Below are 16,408 nucleotides of genomic sequence, written 5' to 3'. Positions count from 1 at the left end.
GACCTAGTGATCTGAGTCAGAGATTCGTCGGCAGTAGGCGGCGACCTTGTCGAGTATCTCGTCTGCGGTTTTCGTCCAGACGAAGGGCCTGGGGTGCTCGTTCCAGTCGGCGAGCCAGGCCCGGATGTCGCGTTCGAGGACCTGGACGGAGCGGTGGACGCCGCGCTTGAGCTTCTTCTGCGTGAGTTCGGCGAACCACCGCTCGACCAGGTTCAGCCAGGACGCGCTGGTCGGCGTGAAATGCAGGTGGAACCGCGGATGGGCCAGCAGCCACTTCTTGATGTCGGGTGTCTTGTGCGTCGCGTAGTTGTCCAGGATCAGGTGAACCTGCAGATCAGCCGGGACTTCCTTGTCCAGCTTGGTCAGGAACTTCTTGAACTCCGCTGCCCGGTGGCGCCGGTGGAGGGAGCCGATGACCTTGCCGGTGGCTACTTCGAGCGCGGCGAACAGGGTCGTGGTGCCGGCCCGGACATAGTCGTGGCTGCGGCGTTCAGGAACACCAGGCACCATCGGCAGCACCGGCTGGGACCGGTCCAGGGCCTGGATCTGCGACTTCTCGTCCACGCAGAGCACCAGAGCCTTCTCCGGCGGATCGAGATACAGACCGACGACGTCGCGGACCTTGTCGATGAACAACGGATCGGTCGACAGCTTGAACGTCTGCGACCGGTGCGGCGCCAGCGCGAACGCCCGCCAGATCCGCGAGACCGTCGACTGCGACATGCCTGTCGCCGCGGCCATCGACCTCGTCGACCAGTGGGTCGCGTTCTTCGGGGTCTCCTCGAGCGTCTTGACGATCACCCGCTCGACGTCGGCATCGGTGATCTTCCGCGGGACGCCGGGCCTCGGGTCGTCGCACAAACCGTCCAAGCCGCGTTCGATGAACCGGCGCCGCCAGGTGCGGACCGTGTCCGGAGTGACCCGCAGCCGGCGGGACACCTCCATGATCGAGTGGCCTTCGGCGCACTCCAGCACGATCCGCGACCTCTGGGCCAGAGCCTGGGCCGTCGTCCGGCGACGCAACCAGCCTTCCAGCACCGCCCTCTGGGCGTCAGTGACCGACAACGGCGGAATCTTCGGACCAGGACGACTCATGCCCAACCAACGACGAATCTCCGACTCAGGTCACTAGCCGCCGACGGTCTCGTACAGCAGCCGCGCCGCCACCGCCGCGCCGTCGTCGCGGATCGTGCCGCGTACGGCCCGCGCGCGTGCCCGGACGTCGGGGCGCAGTGCCTCCGCCAGCGCCTCCGCCAGGGTGCCGGAGGTGGGGGTGGGAGCGTCGTGGGTCACGGCGATGCCCAGGGAGGACGCCCTGGCGGCCCAGTACGGCTGGTCGCCGCTCTGCGGGACGATCACCTGGGGGACGCCGGCCCGGGCCGCCGTGGTCGTGGTGCCGGCGCTCCCGTGGTGGACCACCGCGGCCACCCGGGCGAACAGCGCCCGGTGGTCGACCTCGCCGAGCGTCAGGCAGTCGTCGCCCGCGTCCGGCGCGTCGAGCCCGGCCCAGCCGCGCGCGAGGATCACGCGGTGGCCCCGTTCCCGGACCGCCTCGACGGCCGCCCGGGCCATGCCGGGGGCCCGCGTACCGAGGGGAGTGCTGCCGAAGCCCACGTACACCGGCGGGGCGCCGGCCTCCAGGAAGGCCGTCACCTCGGCGGGCAGCCGGCCGCCGTCGGGGCGCAGCCACGCACCGGTCGTCACGACGTCGAGGGCGGTCGGCGGCCAGGGGCTCAGCACCGGGTCCGCCGCCAGCCAGGGGCGGTCGGTGAAGGCGTAGTCACGGACGCCCGACACCGGCGGCAGGCCGACCGCGGCGCGCAGCCCGGTCAGCGCCCCGCCGAACATGTCGTCAGCGAGTCGGGCGTCGAGGTCCCACAGCTCGCCGTTGTCCCTCACCTCCGGCGGCAGGGGCCGGCCGCGCCGCCCCGGCGGCGGCTGGTGCGGGGCCGGCAGGACGACCGGCGTCTGCGTGGCGTACACGTAGCGCACGCCGAGGAGTTCCGCCACCGACCGCGCGCCCGTGGTGACCGGCAGCGGGCCCGTCGCCACCAGCACGTCGCACCCCTCGGCCGCCTCGGCGACCGCGCCGAACTGCGCGGCCATCAGATCGGCCGCCCGCTGCGCGAGACCCTCCGCGGAGCCCGGCCGCACCGTCGTCACCAGCGGACGCACCGGTGCCCCGACGGGCACCGACCCCCCACCGGCCGTGGCCAGCAGCTCCGTGAACTCCTCGTCGGGCGGCGCGCACACCCGGACCTCCGCGCCCCGTTCCCGCAACCGCACCGCGAGCCCCGCCATCGGTTCCACGCTCCCGCGCGCCCCGTACGTGGACAACACCACACGCATGTCACACTCTCCCGCTTCTCCACACGGTGCCGCCGGATCCGTCCCCACCCGCGGGCCGACCGATCTGACCTGCGCGGCAATACGGGTGTGCGATTGTCGGTCGCGCGTGATAGTCACTACACCCACGGGGTGGGACGATCATCAGCCACCTCGTGTGAACACAACAAGGGGTGGGGACATGGCGTTGCTCCGTGACGTGGGCATCACGCTGGGACGTTGGACGGGCCGGCCCGTCGCACGCGTCGACGAGGACGCGGGCGACCCGGACGTGCCGCGCGTCCGCGCGGCCGCCGAGGCCGCGGACTGGGCGACCGTACGGGACGTCCTCGACGCGCGGCCCGAGAGCGAGGACCGCACCGGCCTCCTGTGGGCCGTCGGGGACGTCGCCGGCGTGGAGCGGTGGATCGCCGACGTCATGGCCGCCGAGCCCGACGCTTCGCTGCCGCGCCTCGTCGCCGCCATCCGGCACATCAGCTGGGGCTGGGAGGCCCGGACGGGCGCCCGGGCCAAGGACGTCTCCCGGGAGCAGTTCCAGACCTTCCACGAGCGGCTGGCCACGGCGGAGACCTGGCTGTACGAGGTCGCCGAGCGCGAGCCGGGCTGGACCTCGCCCTGGTACGGCCTCCAGATCACCGGGCGCGGACTCCAGGTCGGGCCCGAGATCGCGCGGCGCCGCTTCGAGGCGTCCCTCCGCCGCGACCCGCACCACCTGGGCGCGCACCAGCAGCAGTTGCAGCAGGTCTGCGAGAAGTGGAGCGGCTCCCACGAGGAGATGCACGCCTTCGCCCGCGCGTCGGCCTTCGGCGCGCCCGGCGGGACGCTCCTCGGCCAGCTCGTCGCCGTCGCGCACCTGGAACACTGGCTCGCCCTCGACTCCGGTCCCGACGCCCGGTACATCAGCCGGCCCGAGGTGATCGCTTCCCTCGGCGAGGCCGCCGACCACTCCATCCGCCACCCGGACTGCGTCCGCGGGCGCGGCTGGCTCCAGGTCCAGAACACCTTCGCCATGGCGTTCGCGCTGGCCGGCGACGTCGCCTCGGCGCGGGCGTGCTTCCGCGCCACGGAGGGACGCGTCACCGAGTTCCCCTGGTACTACCTCGACGGCTCCGACCCGGCCAAGGCGTACAAGGAGTACCGCTCCTACGCCGGACGCTGAGCGGCGGAGCGGACAGGCGGATCGGAAGGGCGGGCGACGGCCCCGGACGGCCCGGGCCCGGTACGGCTCCGGCCGCGCCGCCCGCAGTCGGCCCCTGCACGGGCCGCCGCCGGCCCAGCCCCGGGCCACGCGGACGGCGGGCTCCGGGCCTGGGCCGCGGCACCGGGACGGCGGACCGCCACAGCGGTACGCCCCTCCGGGCCCGGAACCGCCGCGGACCGCCGCCCCACCCCGTCCTCACCCGTACCGCCCCTCCGCACCGCCCCCGGGCCGCACCCCCACCACCCCTCGTACCCCGTACCTCGTCCCACCCCATCGCATCCCGCCCGCGCCCCACACCGCGCGGGCGCGCACCGAAGGACCGCGCCAGGTGTCCCACTCCGAGACCTCCCCCAACCCGCCGAGCTCCCCGGCCGGCGAGACCGCCCACACCTTCCAGGTGGACCTGCGCGGCCTCGTCGACCTGCTCTCCCACCACCTTTACTCCAGCCCCCGCGTCTACCTGCGCGAACTGCTGCAGAACGCCGTCGACGCCATCACCGCCCGCCAGGCCCTCACCCCCGGCGCGCCCGGCGCCATCACCGTGCGCACCGGCGAGACGCTGACCGTCACCGACACCGGCGTCGGCCTCACCGAGGCCGACGTGCACCGGTTCCTCGCCACCATCGGGCGCAGCTCCAAGCGGACCGCCGAGGGCGCCCTGGACGGCGCCGGGATCGCCGCCGAACGCGGCGACTTCATCGGCCAGTTCGGCATCGGACTGCTCGCCTGCTTCGTCGTCGCCGACGAGATCACCGTCCTGAGCCGGTCCGCCGCCGACCCGGCCGCGCCCACCGTCGAATGGCGCGGCCACTCCGACGGCCGCTACACCATCCGCACCCTGCCCGCCGCGACCCTCCCCGAGCCCGGCACCACCGTGAAGCTCGTCCCCCGCGCCGACACCGCCGAGTGGACCAGCCCCCACCAGGTCGTCACCCTCGCCCGGCACTACGGCGGACTCCTCCGCCACGAGGTCACCGTCGTCGACCCGCGCGGCGAGACCCACCGCGTCAACGAGGCGCCGCCGTGGGAGAAGACCCACCGCTCCCCGCTGGCCAAGCGCGAGGCGTACACCGCGTACTGCCGCGACCTCTTCGACTTCACCCCGCTCGACACCATCGAGCTGGACCTGCCGGCCGCCGGACTGCGCGGCGTCGCCTACGTCCTGCCGACCGCCGTGAGCCCGGCCCAGCGCGCCGGCCACCGCGTCCACCTCAAGGGCATGCTGCTCACCGACCAGGCGCCCGAACTGCTCCCCGAGTGGGCGTTCTTCGTCCGCTGCGTCGTCGACACCACCAGCCTGCGGCCGACCGCCTCCCGCGAGTCGCTGTACGAGGACGGCACGCTGTCCGCCGTACGGGACGCCCTCGGCGACCGGATCCGCGACTGGCTCACCGGTCTGGCCGCCAGCGACCCCGCCCTCCTCCACCGCTTCATCGACACCCACCACCTGGCCGTCAAGGCGCTCGCCCGCTACGACGACGAGCTGCTGCGCATCGTGCTGCCCTGGCTGCCGTTCGAGACCACCGACGGCAACGTCACCCTGGAGGAGTTCGCCCGGACCCACCCCACGCTCCTCGTCACCCGCAGCGTCGAGGAGTTCCGCCAGGTCGCGCCGATCGCCTCCGCCGCCGGACTCGGCGTCGTCAACGGCGGCTACACCTACGACCGCGACCTCGTCCACCGGCTGCCCGAGATCCGGCCCGGCACCACCGTCACCGACCTCGACCCGGCCACCGTCACCGCGCACCTCGACGCCGTCGACCCCGGCGCCGAACTCCGTGCCGCCGCCTTCCTCGCCGTGGCCCGCGAGACCCTCGGCGTCCACGACTGCGACGTCGTCCTGCGCGACTTCCAGCCCGTCACCGCCCCCGCGCTGCTCCTGGACAACCGCGACGCCCGCCACGAACGCACCCGGTCGAGCCTCGCCGCCGACAGCGACGGCCTGTGGGCCGACATCCTCGGCTCCCTCCGGAACGAGACCCCCCGCGCCCAGCTCGTCCTCAACCACCTCAACCCGCTGGTCCGCCAGGCCCTCACCATCGGCGAACGCGGCCTCGCCGTCACCACCGTCGAAGCCCTCTACGGCCAGGCCCTCCTGCTCAGCCGCCGACCGCTGCGGGCCGGCGAGAGCGCCCTGCTCAACCGGGCCTTCATCGGCCTGCTCACCCACGCCATGCACCACCCGGGCGACGCCGCCCCCGGCTCCGAGCCCCGGAAGGAACTGTAGAGATGCTGGACACCCCCGAGGCCGTCGTCGAGGCGCTCCGCGAGAACCACGAGCGCCCCCACGGCCTGGCGCGCACCGTCACCGCCGAGGAACTCGTCGAGGCCGCCGAGGTCTTCGACAAGCCCGACGTCCTCGTCACCGCCCTCCTCGAACTGATGACGGCGTACGAGTTCACCGGCGAGCAGCGCAAGTCGCCCGTCGCCTTCGCCCGCATCCTCAAGCTGTGGGACACCGCCCCCGACTCCTTCAGCCCCTACGAGGCCCACCAGGTCTTCTGGCGCTTCAAGTGGGTCACCACCTCCCTCCTCCAGGTCCCCGAGATCCCGCTGGCGACCATCGGCGGCTGGGTCGACCAGATGCGCGAGCGGTACGAGGCCGCCGGCCACGGCGTCCAGCCCGTGGCAGCCATGCGTTACCACCTCGCCCAGCACACCGGCACCGGCGTCCCCGACGCGTACGACCTGTGGGCCACCCGCCCCCGCACCGAGCTCAGCGACTGCGAGGCCTGCGAGACCCGGCACCACGCCTGGTACCAGGTCACCGCCGGCGACGACGCCAAGGCCCTCGCCCTCTGGCGGCCCGTCCTCGACGGCGAGCAGGGATGCAGCGAGGAACCGCAGATGAGCCAGGCCCGCGCCCTGCTGCCGCTGCTCCGCACCGGCCGCACCGACGAGGCCCGCTCCCACCACCTCACCGGCTACCGCAAGGTGCGCGGCAACACCGGCATGCAGGCCGAGGTCGGCCTCCACCTGGAGTTCTGCGCCCTCTCCCGCAACGAGGGCCGCGGCCTGGAGATCCTCGCCGAGAACCGGCCCCTCTTCGAGGCGACCGGCGCCCCGCTCGACCGCCTCGGCTTCCTCACCGGCGCCGAGGTGCTCCTCGCCCGCCTCGTGGAGGACGGCCACGACACCACCGCCGTCGCCGGCCCGCCCGGCCGCGACTGGACGGCGGCCGAGCTCCTCGCCCACGTCCGCGCCGAGGCCGAACCCCTCGCCGCCGCCTTCGACGCCCGCAACGGCACGAGCACCGTCGGCGACCGCCGCCGGGACCGACTCGCCCGCCGCCCGCTGCTCGACGAGCCGCTGCCGCTCGGCCTGCGCGCGGCCGCCACCGTCCGCGCGACCACGCCGACCGCCCCCGCGACCGCGGCGCCTGCCGCCGCCCGGACCGCGATTCCCGACGACTACGCCGCCCTCGTGCGCGAGGCCCGCCGCATGTCGCGCGACGGCCACCCCGGCGACTCCCGGCTCTGGACCCGCATCGCCGAACGCCGCGCCGCCGGCGGCGCGGCGCACGACGACACCCTCGGCCCCGAGGACCTGCTCCGCGCCGAACTCGCCGAGCACGAGGCCCAGAAGCACTGGCTGGACGACCGCCACGTTCAGGGTGCCGCCGAACTCGCCACCGCCGTCGCGCACTTCGAGCGGCTGGACATGCCCTGGCACGCCCTCTCCGCGCGCGCCCGCACCCTCGCCTGGGCCACCTCCCCGAGCCCCCGCGACGACGAGCCCGCCCCGGACCGCGCGGCGACCCGGACGGCGCTCGACGAGCTGCTGCGCGCGGTGGACAAGCAGCTCGCGGAGACCCCCTTCGACGGGGAGCCGCTCGGCGAGGCGGAGGCCGCCTTCGGCGCCGACCTGCGCGCCGAGCGCACCCTGGCGTACCTCTCCATCCGCTACTCGGCGGCCTTCGCCGCCTACCAGGAACTGCTCGCCGCCCTGGGCCGGGCGGCGCGCGACGGCGGGGACGGAGCGGGCGGGAAGATCGAGGAGGCCGACGTCGACGCGCTCACGGAGCGCTTCGAGGAGGCCGTCGGCACCCTCCGCGCCGAGGCGACGCGCCTCGGCTACCCGCACCAGAGCGCCAACGCCCGCCAGTTCGTCGCCGACATGCTGGGCCGGCGCGGCGCCATGGCCGACGCCGAGCGGGAACTCCGCGCCGCCCTCCAGGACCTCGAAGCCGCCGGGCGGCCCTGGCGCCGTCCGCGCCCGTCCGCGCTCCTCGCGCAGATCCTGCTCGCCCAGGACCGGCCGGAAGAGGCGGTGGAGCTCCTCCACGCGGCGATCGCCGACGCCGTCGCCTACGACGACACGTCCTTCGCGCTCGCCCCGACGTACATGCTGCTCGGCCACGCCTCCTCGCACCTCGGCGACCACAACGGCGCCGTCCGGCACCTCTCCGAGGCCGCGGCCCGCTTCGACCAGGCCGGCGACCCGGGCGAGGCCACCGACGCGCGCCTCCAGCTCGCCATGGTCCTCGGCCGTTCCGGACGCAACGCCGACGCGGTGGCCGTCCTGGAGTCCGTCCTGGCCGACGAGGCCGCGTCCGGCGCCGACGAACGGGCGCTCGCGCAGGCCCGCCTGACCCTCGGGCGGGGCCTGCGCGAACTGGAGGAGTACCTGCCCGCCGCCGAGGAACTGCTGCGGCTCGCGGACACCGTCGCCGGCTGGCCGGAGGAGGACCGCGCCGTCCTCACCCTGGTGGCCGCGGAGGCGGCCACCACCCTCGCCCTCGCCGACCGCTGGGACGCGGCGGACACGGCGTACGCCCGTGCCGTCGCCGCCCACGCCGAGGCCCCCAACCCGCCCCTCGTCTGCCTGATGCTGCGGGAGTTCGCGCGCCTCACCATGCAGCGCCACGACAGCGACGGCGAAGAGGGCGCCCAGGCCGTCGACACGGCCCTGGAGCACCTGACCCGCGCCGACGCGGTCCTCGACGCGCTGCCGCCCGGCGAGGAGGGCTTCGCCGCCTGGTACGAGCGCGGCGAGATCCACTACCGCCGGGCCCGCGTCCTGGCCGAGGCGGGCCGCTTCGACGAGGCCCTGCCGGAGGCCGAGGCGGCGATCGCCACCCACGAGCGGGGCGGCGAGGAGGGCGAACTCGCCCGCGCCGAGGCGGTCCGCGTCGCCGCCCTGATCGAGGGCAACGGCCTGGAGCGCACCCACGAGGCCATCGCCCGCCTGACCACCGCGGCGGCCCGCTGCCGCAACTCCGGCCACCCGGAGGCCGCCGAGGTCCTGGACGCCCTCCGGCAGGAGTTCCTGTCCCGCTGACGGACGGAGGGGGCGGGCCCCCGGCCCGACCGGCCGGGGGCCCGCCCCCTCCGCGTGCCACGGCACGGGCGGGACGTCAGCGCGCCGACGCCTGTCCCGCGCCCGTGGTGCGGTCAGTGCATCAGCAGCAGCCGCGTGTTCGGGACGAGCTTGCGGTTGACGCTGGTGCTCTGCACGAAGATGGTGAACTCGGCGTTCTGGTCCGGCTTGACGCGCACCTCCTCGTCGGGGAGGCCGAGCAGGGCCCGCGCCTCCGGGCCCGTGTAGACACGGTCGGTCTTCTTCTCCAGCACGGCGATCCGCTTCCGCGCCTGGATCTTCTCCGCCTTGCTCAGCTGGTAGAACGCGCAGCCGGTCTTGTACGTGTGCCCGGACTCGGTCACCCAGTCGCGGATCGCCACGTCGCGCGCCACCGGGATCAGCTCGTACCCGGACGCGTCGATCGGGGTGAGGCCGGCCGCCGCGATGGTCTTCTGGTTCACCGCCTCCGCCCCCACGGAGAACACCGCCCGCGACCCGCGGATGCCCTTGGTGCGGCCCACCATGAACTTCTCGGTCGCCTGCTGGATGACCTGTCCGGCCTCCTCCAGGCCCTGGGTGCTCGTGGCGTCCCAGACGGCGACGTTGTCCTTCGGGAAGCCGCAGTTCATGGCCTCGCGGCGGCCCATCTGGTCCGGCACCAGGACGGCCAGCGTCCAGTTGTCGTCCTGCTTCTCGATCATCTCGGCCACGGCCGCCACCAGCGCGCGCGGCTGCTTGCTCGGCGCGTCCGGGCAGCGGTGGCTGGCGTTCTCCTGCCCGTCCGTCAGGACGAACGTCAGGAAGCTGTGGTCGCCGTACAGCTGCGCGGTCTGCGCCAGCTCCCGCTGCGACTTCAGCGCCGCCGCCAGCAGCGCCGTCATGCCCCCGACCTTGTACAGCTGCTTCAGGGACGGCATCCGCAGCACGTCCTTGTCGTAGATGACGCACTGCACCTTGTCCGCGAACACGTACACGGTGACCCGGGTCTCCTGGTCCAGCTCCCGCGAGCGGCGGGCGAGGTACGCGATCTGCTGGTCCGCCACCTCGACGACCTTGCTCCGCAGGTGCGACATGGACGAACTCGCGTCCAGGACGAGAGCGACGTGATTGATGTAGTTCTGGGAAACGGACACGGCGAACTCCCCGTCTTTCTGCCGACTTGATGTTCCTACCGTCTCACCCGCCACTGACAATCGACCGAGTCCGGAAGCGCCCCCTCCGCCCGCCGGCGGGTGTCGCCGGACGGACCGTCAGACGGGGAAGGCCGCCTGGAAGGCCAGCCGGTGTCCCGCGTCCGCCCCCAGCCGGGCCAGCAGCTCGTCGAGCGCCAGGAACTCCTCCCACGGCTCCCGCCCCGCGCCCTCAGCCAGCGCGCGCACCAGCCGGTCCTCGAGCCCGGCCACCCGCTTGTCCTTCCAGACCTTGTCGGCCACGGCGACGAGCAGGTCCTCGACGGTGGCGCCCGGCTCCTCCCCGCCGGCATGGGTGGCGGCGAACCGCGCCCGATCCGCCCCGACACCGCGCCGCAGCAACAGCTCCCGCCCGGCGGCCTCGTGCGCGGACCCGGGCCCCGCGAGTTCCTCGGGGTGCAGCACCTTCCCCACGTCGTGCGTGGCCGCCCCGAAGAGCACCGCCTCCCGGTCGAACGCCAGCCCCGGGTGCCGCGCCCGTACCCAGTCCACCAGCTCGACGGCGACGTCGTGCACGGCCCGCAGATGCGCCGCCAGGCGCGGCGGTGCCGCCAACTCGCGCAGGAGCAGCGCCACTTCGAGGGGAAGGGGGCGCAGCGGCGGATCGGTGGACGCGGTCAGGGCGCGGTCCAGCAGCTCCGAAGTGAGAGTCATCCGGCCGACCCTACCCACCCACCGGCGTCGCCCACCGGCTACCGGGGAAGGGCGAGGCCCTCCAGGGCCCGCGGCAGCGGATAGACGCGCTCCGGGGGAAGCAGTCGCCGGGCCTTGGCCGCCTGCCCGCCCTGCATCAGGGCCGCGGCCTTCCGGACCCGCGGAGTGAGGTCGGTGAGGCCGACGATCCAGTCCTCGGCGAACTCCCGGATCACCGTGCGCCCGAGCCCGACCTGGATGCTGTACTGGTTCAGCGCCGCCCCGCGCAGCGAACGCTCAGGATCCCACTGGACGTGCACGGCCGCCCGCGCCACGGCGGCCGGGTCCGCGGTCGTGAGCACCGCCCGGGACAACGCCTCCTCCCACCCCCGCCGGGTGATCCGCACGGCCAGGATCCGCTCCTGCCCCGGCTTCCTGGCCCAGTTGCTGCGGTGCATGAGCCACAGGAAGGACGGCTTGATCCAGGTCATCCGGTGGAACGAGAACGGCGCCACGAACCGCCCGGCCCGCAGCGCCGCGTCGGCGACGGCGGGCGCGTACGCCTGATAGACGACGATCGTGTCGGCGTCGAAATCGGCACGGATCTCGTACGGGGATGCCATGCGTCGCAGCCTGACACCGCCGCCCCGCCCCCGGCGAACCGTTTTCCGACCGACCGACCGACCGACCGACCGACCGACCGACCGACCGACCGACCGACCGACCCGCCCGGCCCGGCCCGTCCCGCCCGGCCCCCGCGGCGAACGCTTCCGCGCATCCCGCCCGACGTGCCGGGCGGAATGCCTCTGCGTACCGACAGGGGCGGTCAGTCGTCCCACAGCGCGGTGCTGTGGGCGCGGACCAGCACGCCGATCCGGTCCAGCGCCTCGTCCACCGGCAGCGAGCCAGGGCGCCGGCCGTCCCGGAGGCGGAGCGCGAGGCGGTCCTCCGCGGTCTCCCTGGCGCCGAGCACGGCCTGGTACGGGACCAGGCGGGCCGCGCGGACGCGGGCGCCGAGGCTGCCGCGGTCCGGGGGCGCGACCTCGGCGCGCAGCCCGAGGGCGGTGCAGCGGTCGGCGAGCGCGTCGGCGGCCGGGACCTCGGTGTCGGAGACCGGGAGGATCGCCAGCTGGGTGGGGGCGAGCCAGGCGGGGAAGGCGCCGCCGTGCCGCTCGACGAGGTGGGCGACGGCCCGTTCCACGCTGCCGACGATGCTGCGGTGGACCATGACCGGACGGTGCCGGGCGCCGTCCGCGCCGACGTAGCGCAGGTCGAACCGCTCGGGCTGGTGGAAGTCGACCTGGACGGTGGAGAGGGTGGACTCCCGGCCGGCGCCGTCCCGCACCTGCACGTCGATCTTGGGCCCGTAGAACGCGGCCTCGCCCTCGGCCGCCTCGTAGGGCAGCCCGGACCGGTCCAGCGCCTCGGTCAGCAGGGCGGTCGACCGCCGCCACAGGTCGGGCGCGTCGACGTACTTGCCGCCCGGGCCCGGCAGGGAGAGCCGGTACCGGGCCGGGACGACGCCCAGTGCCTCGTACGCCCTCCGGATCATCCCCAGCGCGGCCCGCGCCTCCTCCGCGACCTGCTCCAGGGTGCAGAAGATGTGCGCGTCGTTGAGCTGGATGGCCCGCACCCTGGTCAACCCGCCCAGCACACCCGAGAGTTCGGAGCGGTACATGCCCCCCAGCTCGGCCATCCGCAACGGCATCTCACGGTAACTGCGCGCCCGGGAGCGGTAGATGAGGGCGTGGTGGGGGCACAGGCTGGGCCGCAGCACGACCTGCTCCCCGCCGAGGTCCATCGGCGGGAACATGTCGTCGCTGTAGTGCGCCCAGTGTCCCGAGATCTCGTACAGCTCCCGTTTGCCCAGCACGGGCGAGTACACGTGCCGGTATCCGGCCCGCCGTTCGGCGTCGCGGATGTACTCCTCCAGGGCGTGCCGGACGGCGGCGCCGTCCGGCAGCCAGTACGGCAGTCCCGCGCCGATCAGCGGGTCGGTGTCGAACAGGCCGAGTTCGCGGCCGAGCTTGCGGTGGTCGTGGCGTGGGTGCTGCAGGGGGTCGTGCGCGTGGTCGTGCATGGCGGTCTCCTCGCGGTCGTCGGGCGAGTGACCGCAGCGCGAAGCCCCGGGGCAACTCGCCCCGGGGCTTCGGACTGAGACAACGGTCAGCGCGCCGGGACACTCTCCGGCGTCGTCGTCACAGCTGCGGGCTTCATGCGGGAGACGTTAACGGGTGGCCCGTCCGCGGGCACCTCGTTTTCGCGCGGCCGGCCGACGGGCGGTCTACGACTCCTGCTCGACGGCGTCGAGCCCCTCGACGTCGATGCCCGGCTCGCCCTCGCCGGGCTCGTCGCCGAGGCCCTCCGCGAACTCCCCTTCGAACCCCTCGTCGAACTCCTCGTCGGCCGGCATCATCGCGCCGGCGAAGCCGCCCATGATCTCGTCGACGTTCAGCTCGGTGGCGCCGGCGGGCGCGACCGGCGTGACCCCGGCGTTCAGCTTCAGCACGAGGCCGAGCTTCTCGACCTTCGTGCCCTCGGCCAGCGGCGCGAGGTCGACGTACACCTCCTTCAGCTCGCCGTTCCTGAGCGTGAAGTCGGCCGTGACCTTGCTGTCCGGGGCGTCCTTCAGGTCGCCGTCCGACGGCAGCTCGACGCCGGGCGGAAGCTCCCGGGAGAGCGGACGGATCTTGGCGAAGAGGTCGGTGACCAGCGTGCGGAACGGCGCCGTGGCCGAGATCCGCTCGGTGCCGTCCTCGCCGCCGGCCGTCGCGAAGTCGACGTCACGGGCGACGACCTCGCGCAGGGCGCGCAGCAGCTTCTGCTGGGTCTCGGCGTCCAGCGTGGGCGCGGGCGACGGCTCGCCGGCCCCCGCCCCTCCACCGCCGGGCGCCGCCGCCGACTCCTGGGCGGCCTTCTCCATCTCCTCGGTGTCGAACATGACCCACTCGCCCTCCAGCGCCTTCTTGAAGGCGCCGGCCTCCGGCGGCAGTTCGTCGGCGGACGGCATGGGCACGCTCATGGTCGTGCTGATCTTCCGGACGTCGGCCCGCAGGTACGTGCGGTCGCCGACGACCCGGTACTCGAAGAGGTCGCCGTCCTGGGTGCTCACCTTCATCGCCGTCCCGACGAAGTCCTCCTCGCCGGACTCGCCGAGCGGCTTCCTCGACTCCACCGTGACGCTGATCTTCGCGCCGCTGATCAGCTCGGCGGCCTCGTCCGGGATCTCCTCGCCGGGCTCCGGGTCCGACGCCGCGTCCATCTCCTTGAGCGTCCGCGCGTCGACGTCCAGGTCGAGCTCGAAGGAGAGCGACGTCGCCCTCCCCAGCTTCTCGAACGCCTGGTCCAGCTTCTTCCCTGCCGACAGCTGCTCGACCGTCCCGCAGGCGGCCGAGCCGGCCAGGACGGCGCCGACGACGGCGGTGGCGGTGAGGGTCTTGCGTATGGCGGTGATGATGGTCTCCTCGGGGGTCCGATCACGGCGTGATCACCAAGGGAGACTCACCGCCCGCGCCCGGGGTTGTACGGCGCGGGCCGATTCCTCAGACCGTCCGCGGGACCGGGTTCCGCACGCCGAACCACTGCTCGGCGCCGAACTCCTCGAACCGCTCCACCTCGGTGAAGCCCAGCTTCGCCGCGAGCCGCATCGCGCGGTCGTTCGCGCTCTGCGTGGAGAGCACCACCGGTTCGCCGGGCAGCGCGTCGGCGAACCAGTCGAGCGCCGCCGCGCACGCCTCGGCGGCGTACCCGTGCCCCCACGCCGCCGGCAGGAACAGGTAGCCGAGCTCGGTCTCCCCGCCCTCCGGACGGACGTGCCCGCGCCGGTCCGCGCCCCGCGGGTCGAGCGTGACCAGCCCGATCATCGCGTCGTCGAGCGTCACCACGAAGGCGCCGGGGCGCCGCCCGGGCACCTCGGGAACCGCGCGTTCGAGCTCGTCGCGCGGCCGGGCGCCGCCGATGTACGTGCCGACCTCGGGCGAGGCGAACAGCTCGACGAAGCCGGCCCGGTCGCGGGCCTCCGAGGCGCGGAGCACGAGCCGCTCCGTGGCTATCGGGGCGGGCGGCCAGGTGTCAGGTCCCAGTACGGTCATGGCGGGCAACCTACCGGACGCGCGCACGCCCGCAGCGGGGATCACGCCGGACCGGGCCGCGCCGTCCGCCGGGGCGAGCGCACTAGAGTACGGCAGCGTGGACCCACTGAGACCTGGTCAGGACCCCGCGCACATAGGCCACCACCTCCTCCTCGGCCGGCTCGGGGCGGGCGGCATGGGGCAGGTGTACCTGGCACGCACGCCGGGCGGCGATCTGGTCGCGCTGAAGGTGATCCGCGACGAGATCACCGGCCACCCGGAGGCACTCGCCCGGTTCCGGCGGGAGGTCGCCACGGTCCGCACCGTCCGCGGTCCGCACACCGCGCAACTGGTGGACGCCTCGCTGGACGAGGCGCCCTACTGGCTGGCCACCGAGTACATCCCGGGCCCGACGCTCCGTCAGCGGATCGGCGCGGAAGGACCGTTGGATCCGGCGGCCGCCCGCACCCTGTTCGAAGCGCTCGCGGTGGCGCTCGCCGGCGTGCACGCGTACGGGATCACCCACCGGGACCTCAAGCCGCAGAACGTCATCCTGGCCGCCGACGGACCCCGGCTCATCGACTTCGGGATCGCGCGCGGCCCCGACGACACGGCCCTGACCAGGACCGGCGCGGCGCCCGGGACACCCGGCTTCACCGCCCCCGAGGTGCTGCTCCGCAACGAGACGTCCGCGCCCGCCGACGTCTTCGCCCTCGGCGCGACCATGGCGTACGCGCTGACGGGCCGGCCGCCGTTCGGCGACGGCCTCGCCGAAGCCGTCTCCTACCGGGCGGTGCACGAGGACATCGACCTCGCTCAAGTCGGCGTCGCAGAGCCGCAGTTGGCCGCACTGATCCGTGCCTGCGTGGCGAAGGACCCGGCGGACCGGCCGGACACGGCGGAGGTGATCGAGCGCTGCCGCCGCGCGGGCGGCGCGCCCCTGCCGCCGACCCGCCTCGACCCGGGGCCGGACCCGGGCACCGGGGGTACGGTTCCGGCGCCCGTCCGCCGCAGCCGGTGGGGCGCGGCGGTGCTGGTGCTGGCCCTGGCCGGAGCGGCGGGCACGGTCGCCTGGCAGGCGTGGGACCGGGGGAGTACGGGAAGCGACAGCGGCGGTCCGGGCGGCGCGGCGGCCGCGCCCTCGCGCACCGCGGACCCCGGCGCCGGTCCGGACGCCGACGGCGCGGCCCCGTCCGAGCCCGCGTCCGACGTCCGCTGGACGCTGTCGAAGGATCCGAAGCAGGCGCGGCTCGGTGCCGGGGACTGCGACCGGGAGTCGGAGACGGGCCCGTCCGGCACCACCTCCTCGACCTCGGTCACCTACCTCTCCGGCGCCGCGTCGGTCGACGTCAGCTTCTCGTTCACCGGCGACGAGACGTACCGGCTGGTCGCCGGCGTGAAGCCGCCCGGCGGGAAGGGATTCGGCCACACCTCCCGGCCCGTCCGGGTCGGTGCCGCGGAGAGGAAGCTGGTCTACCCCCGGGACTTCCCGGGCGGCCCGCCCGTGACGTCGAAGGCCGGCGACTGGACGGTGGTCGTCTACCGGGCCGACGGCGACGACAGGACCGGCTGGAAGATCTTCGGCTGCACGGGCTTCCGCGCGGTGCCAAGCGGACGTTGACGTTCCCGGGAAGTTCTTTGCCGTTTCCGCACGTTCGCTGGGCCGT

At 74.2% G+C, this 16,408-nt stretch carries 11 protein-coding genes and 1 pseudogene; 4 read left to right on the top strand and 8 right to left on the bottom strand.

The genetic code is table 11. The annotated features are described in order from the left end of the window. Positions 1-3 precede the first annotated feature (3 nt). Positions 4-1,095 carry an IS630 family transposase gene (locus tag ABFY03_RS03775; RefSeq protein WP_346169160.1) on the bottom strand — a complete coding sequence of 364 codons (1,092 nt, stop codon included), beginning with the start codon at positions 1,093-1,095 and terminating at the stop codon, positions 4-6. Between the two features lie 33 nt (positions 1,096-1,128). Further along, positions 1,129-2,349 (bottom strand): glycosyltransferase, encoded by a 1,221-nt coding sequence (locus ABFY03_RS03770; protein WP_346169159.1) that lies wholly within the window; start codon positions 2,347-2,349, stop codon positions 1,129-1,131. 178 nt (positions 2,350-2,527) lie between these two features. Between ABFY03_RS03770 and ABFY03_RS03765 the strand changes: the two genes are divergently transcribed. The 3 genes from ABFY03_RS03765 to ABFY03_RS03755 all read left to right on the top strand — a co-directional run bounded on the left by ABFY03_RS03765 (position 2,528) and on the right by ABFY03_RS03755 (position 8,827). Further along, the gene (locus tag ABFY03_RS03765) at positions 2,528-3,505 is read left to right on the top strand and encodes a hypothetical protein (protein WP_346169158.1); all 978 of its coding nucleotides are present in this window, start codon (positions 2,528-2,530) and stop codon (positions 3,503-3,505) included. 370 nt (positions 3,506-3,875) lie between these two features. Further along, a complete protein-coding gene (locus ABFY03_RS03760; protein ID WP_346169157.1) occupies positions 3,876-5,774 on the top strand; it encodes an HSP90 family protein in 1,899 nt (632 codons plus the stop codon). A 2-nt stretch (positions 5,775-5,776) separates the two neighbouring features. Next, a complete protein-coding gene (locus tag ABFY03_RS03755) occupies positions 5,777-8,827 on the top strand; it encodes a hypothetical protein (protein WP_346169156.1) in 3,051 nt (1,016 codons plus the stop codon). A gap of 113 nt (positions 8,828-8,940) precedes the next feature. Here the strand turns inward: ABFY03_RS03755 and ABFY03_RS03750 are convergent, their stop codons facing one another. From ABFY03_RS03750 to ABFY03_RS03725, 6 genes and pseudogenes are all read right to left on the bottom strand, one after another. After that, entirely contained in the window at positions 8,941-9,981 is a 1,041-nt protein-coding gene (locus ABFY03_RS03750) for a vWA domain-containing protein (protein ID WP_319012663.1), read from the bottom strand. 117 nt (positions 9,982-10,098) lie between these two features. Further along, positions 10,099-10,692, bottom strand: coding sequence for an HD domain-containing protein (locus tag ABFY03_RS03745; protein ID WP_319012662.1), 594 nt, complete (start codon positions 10,690-10,692; stop codon positions 10,099-10,101). Positions 10,693-10,730: 38 nt separating this feature from the next. Then, positions 10,731-11,294 carry a DUF4291 domain-containing protein gene (locus ABFY03_RS03740; RefSeq protein WP_346169155.1) on the bottom strand — a complete coding sequence of 188 codons (564 nt, stop codon included), beginning with the start codon at positions 11,292-11,294 and terminating at the stop codon, positions 10,731-10,733. 203 nt (positions 11,295-11,497) lie between these two features. Continuing rightward, a pseudogene (gene thrS / locus ABFY03_RS03735) lies at positions 11,498-12,772 on the bottom strand (threonine--tRNA ligase); the annotation flags it as partial. A gap of 183 nt (positions 12,773-12,955) precedes the next feature. Beyond that, positions 12,956-13,933, bottom strand: coding sequence for a hypothetical protein (locus ABFY03_RS03730; RefSeq protein ID WP_346169154.1), 978 nt, complete (start codon positions 13,931-13,933; stop codon positions 12,956-12,958). 280 nt (positions 13,934-14,213) lie between these two features. Further along, positions 14,214-14,762 carry a GNAT family N-acetyltransferase gene (locus tag ABFY03_RS03725; RefSeq protein ID WP_346169153.1) on the bottom strand — a complete coding sequence of 183 codons (549 nt, stop codon included), beginning with the start codon at positions 14,760-14,762 and terminating at the stop codon, positions 14,214-14,216. A 97-nt stretch (positions 14,763-14,859) separates the two neighbouring features. Between ABFY03_RS03725 and ABFY03_RS03720 the strand changes: the two genes are divergently transcribed. Continuing rightward, positions 14,860-16,362 (top strand): serine/threonine-protein kinase, encoded by a 1,503-nt coding sequence (locus tag ABFY03_RS03720; RefSeq protein ID WP_346169152.1) that lies wholly within the window; start codon positions 14,860-14,862, stop codon positions 16,360-16,362. The last annotated feature ends 46 nt before the right edge of the window (positions 16,363-16,408 follow it).

The sequence above is a fragment of the Streptomyces roseofulvus genome, from assembly GCF_039534915.1.
Classification (GTDB): Bacteria; Actinomycetota; Actinomycetes; order Streptomycetales; family Streptomycetaceae; genus Streptomyces; species Streptomyces roseofulvus.
The sequence above is the reverse complement of the archived record's forward strand: the minus strand, read 5'-3'. Positions and strand labels throughout refer to the sequence as shown.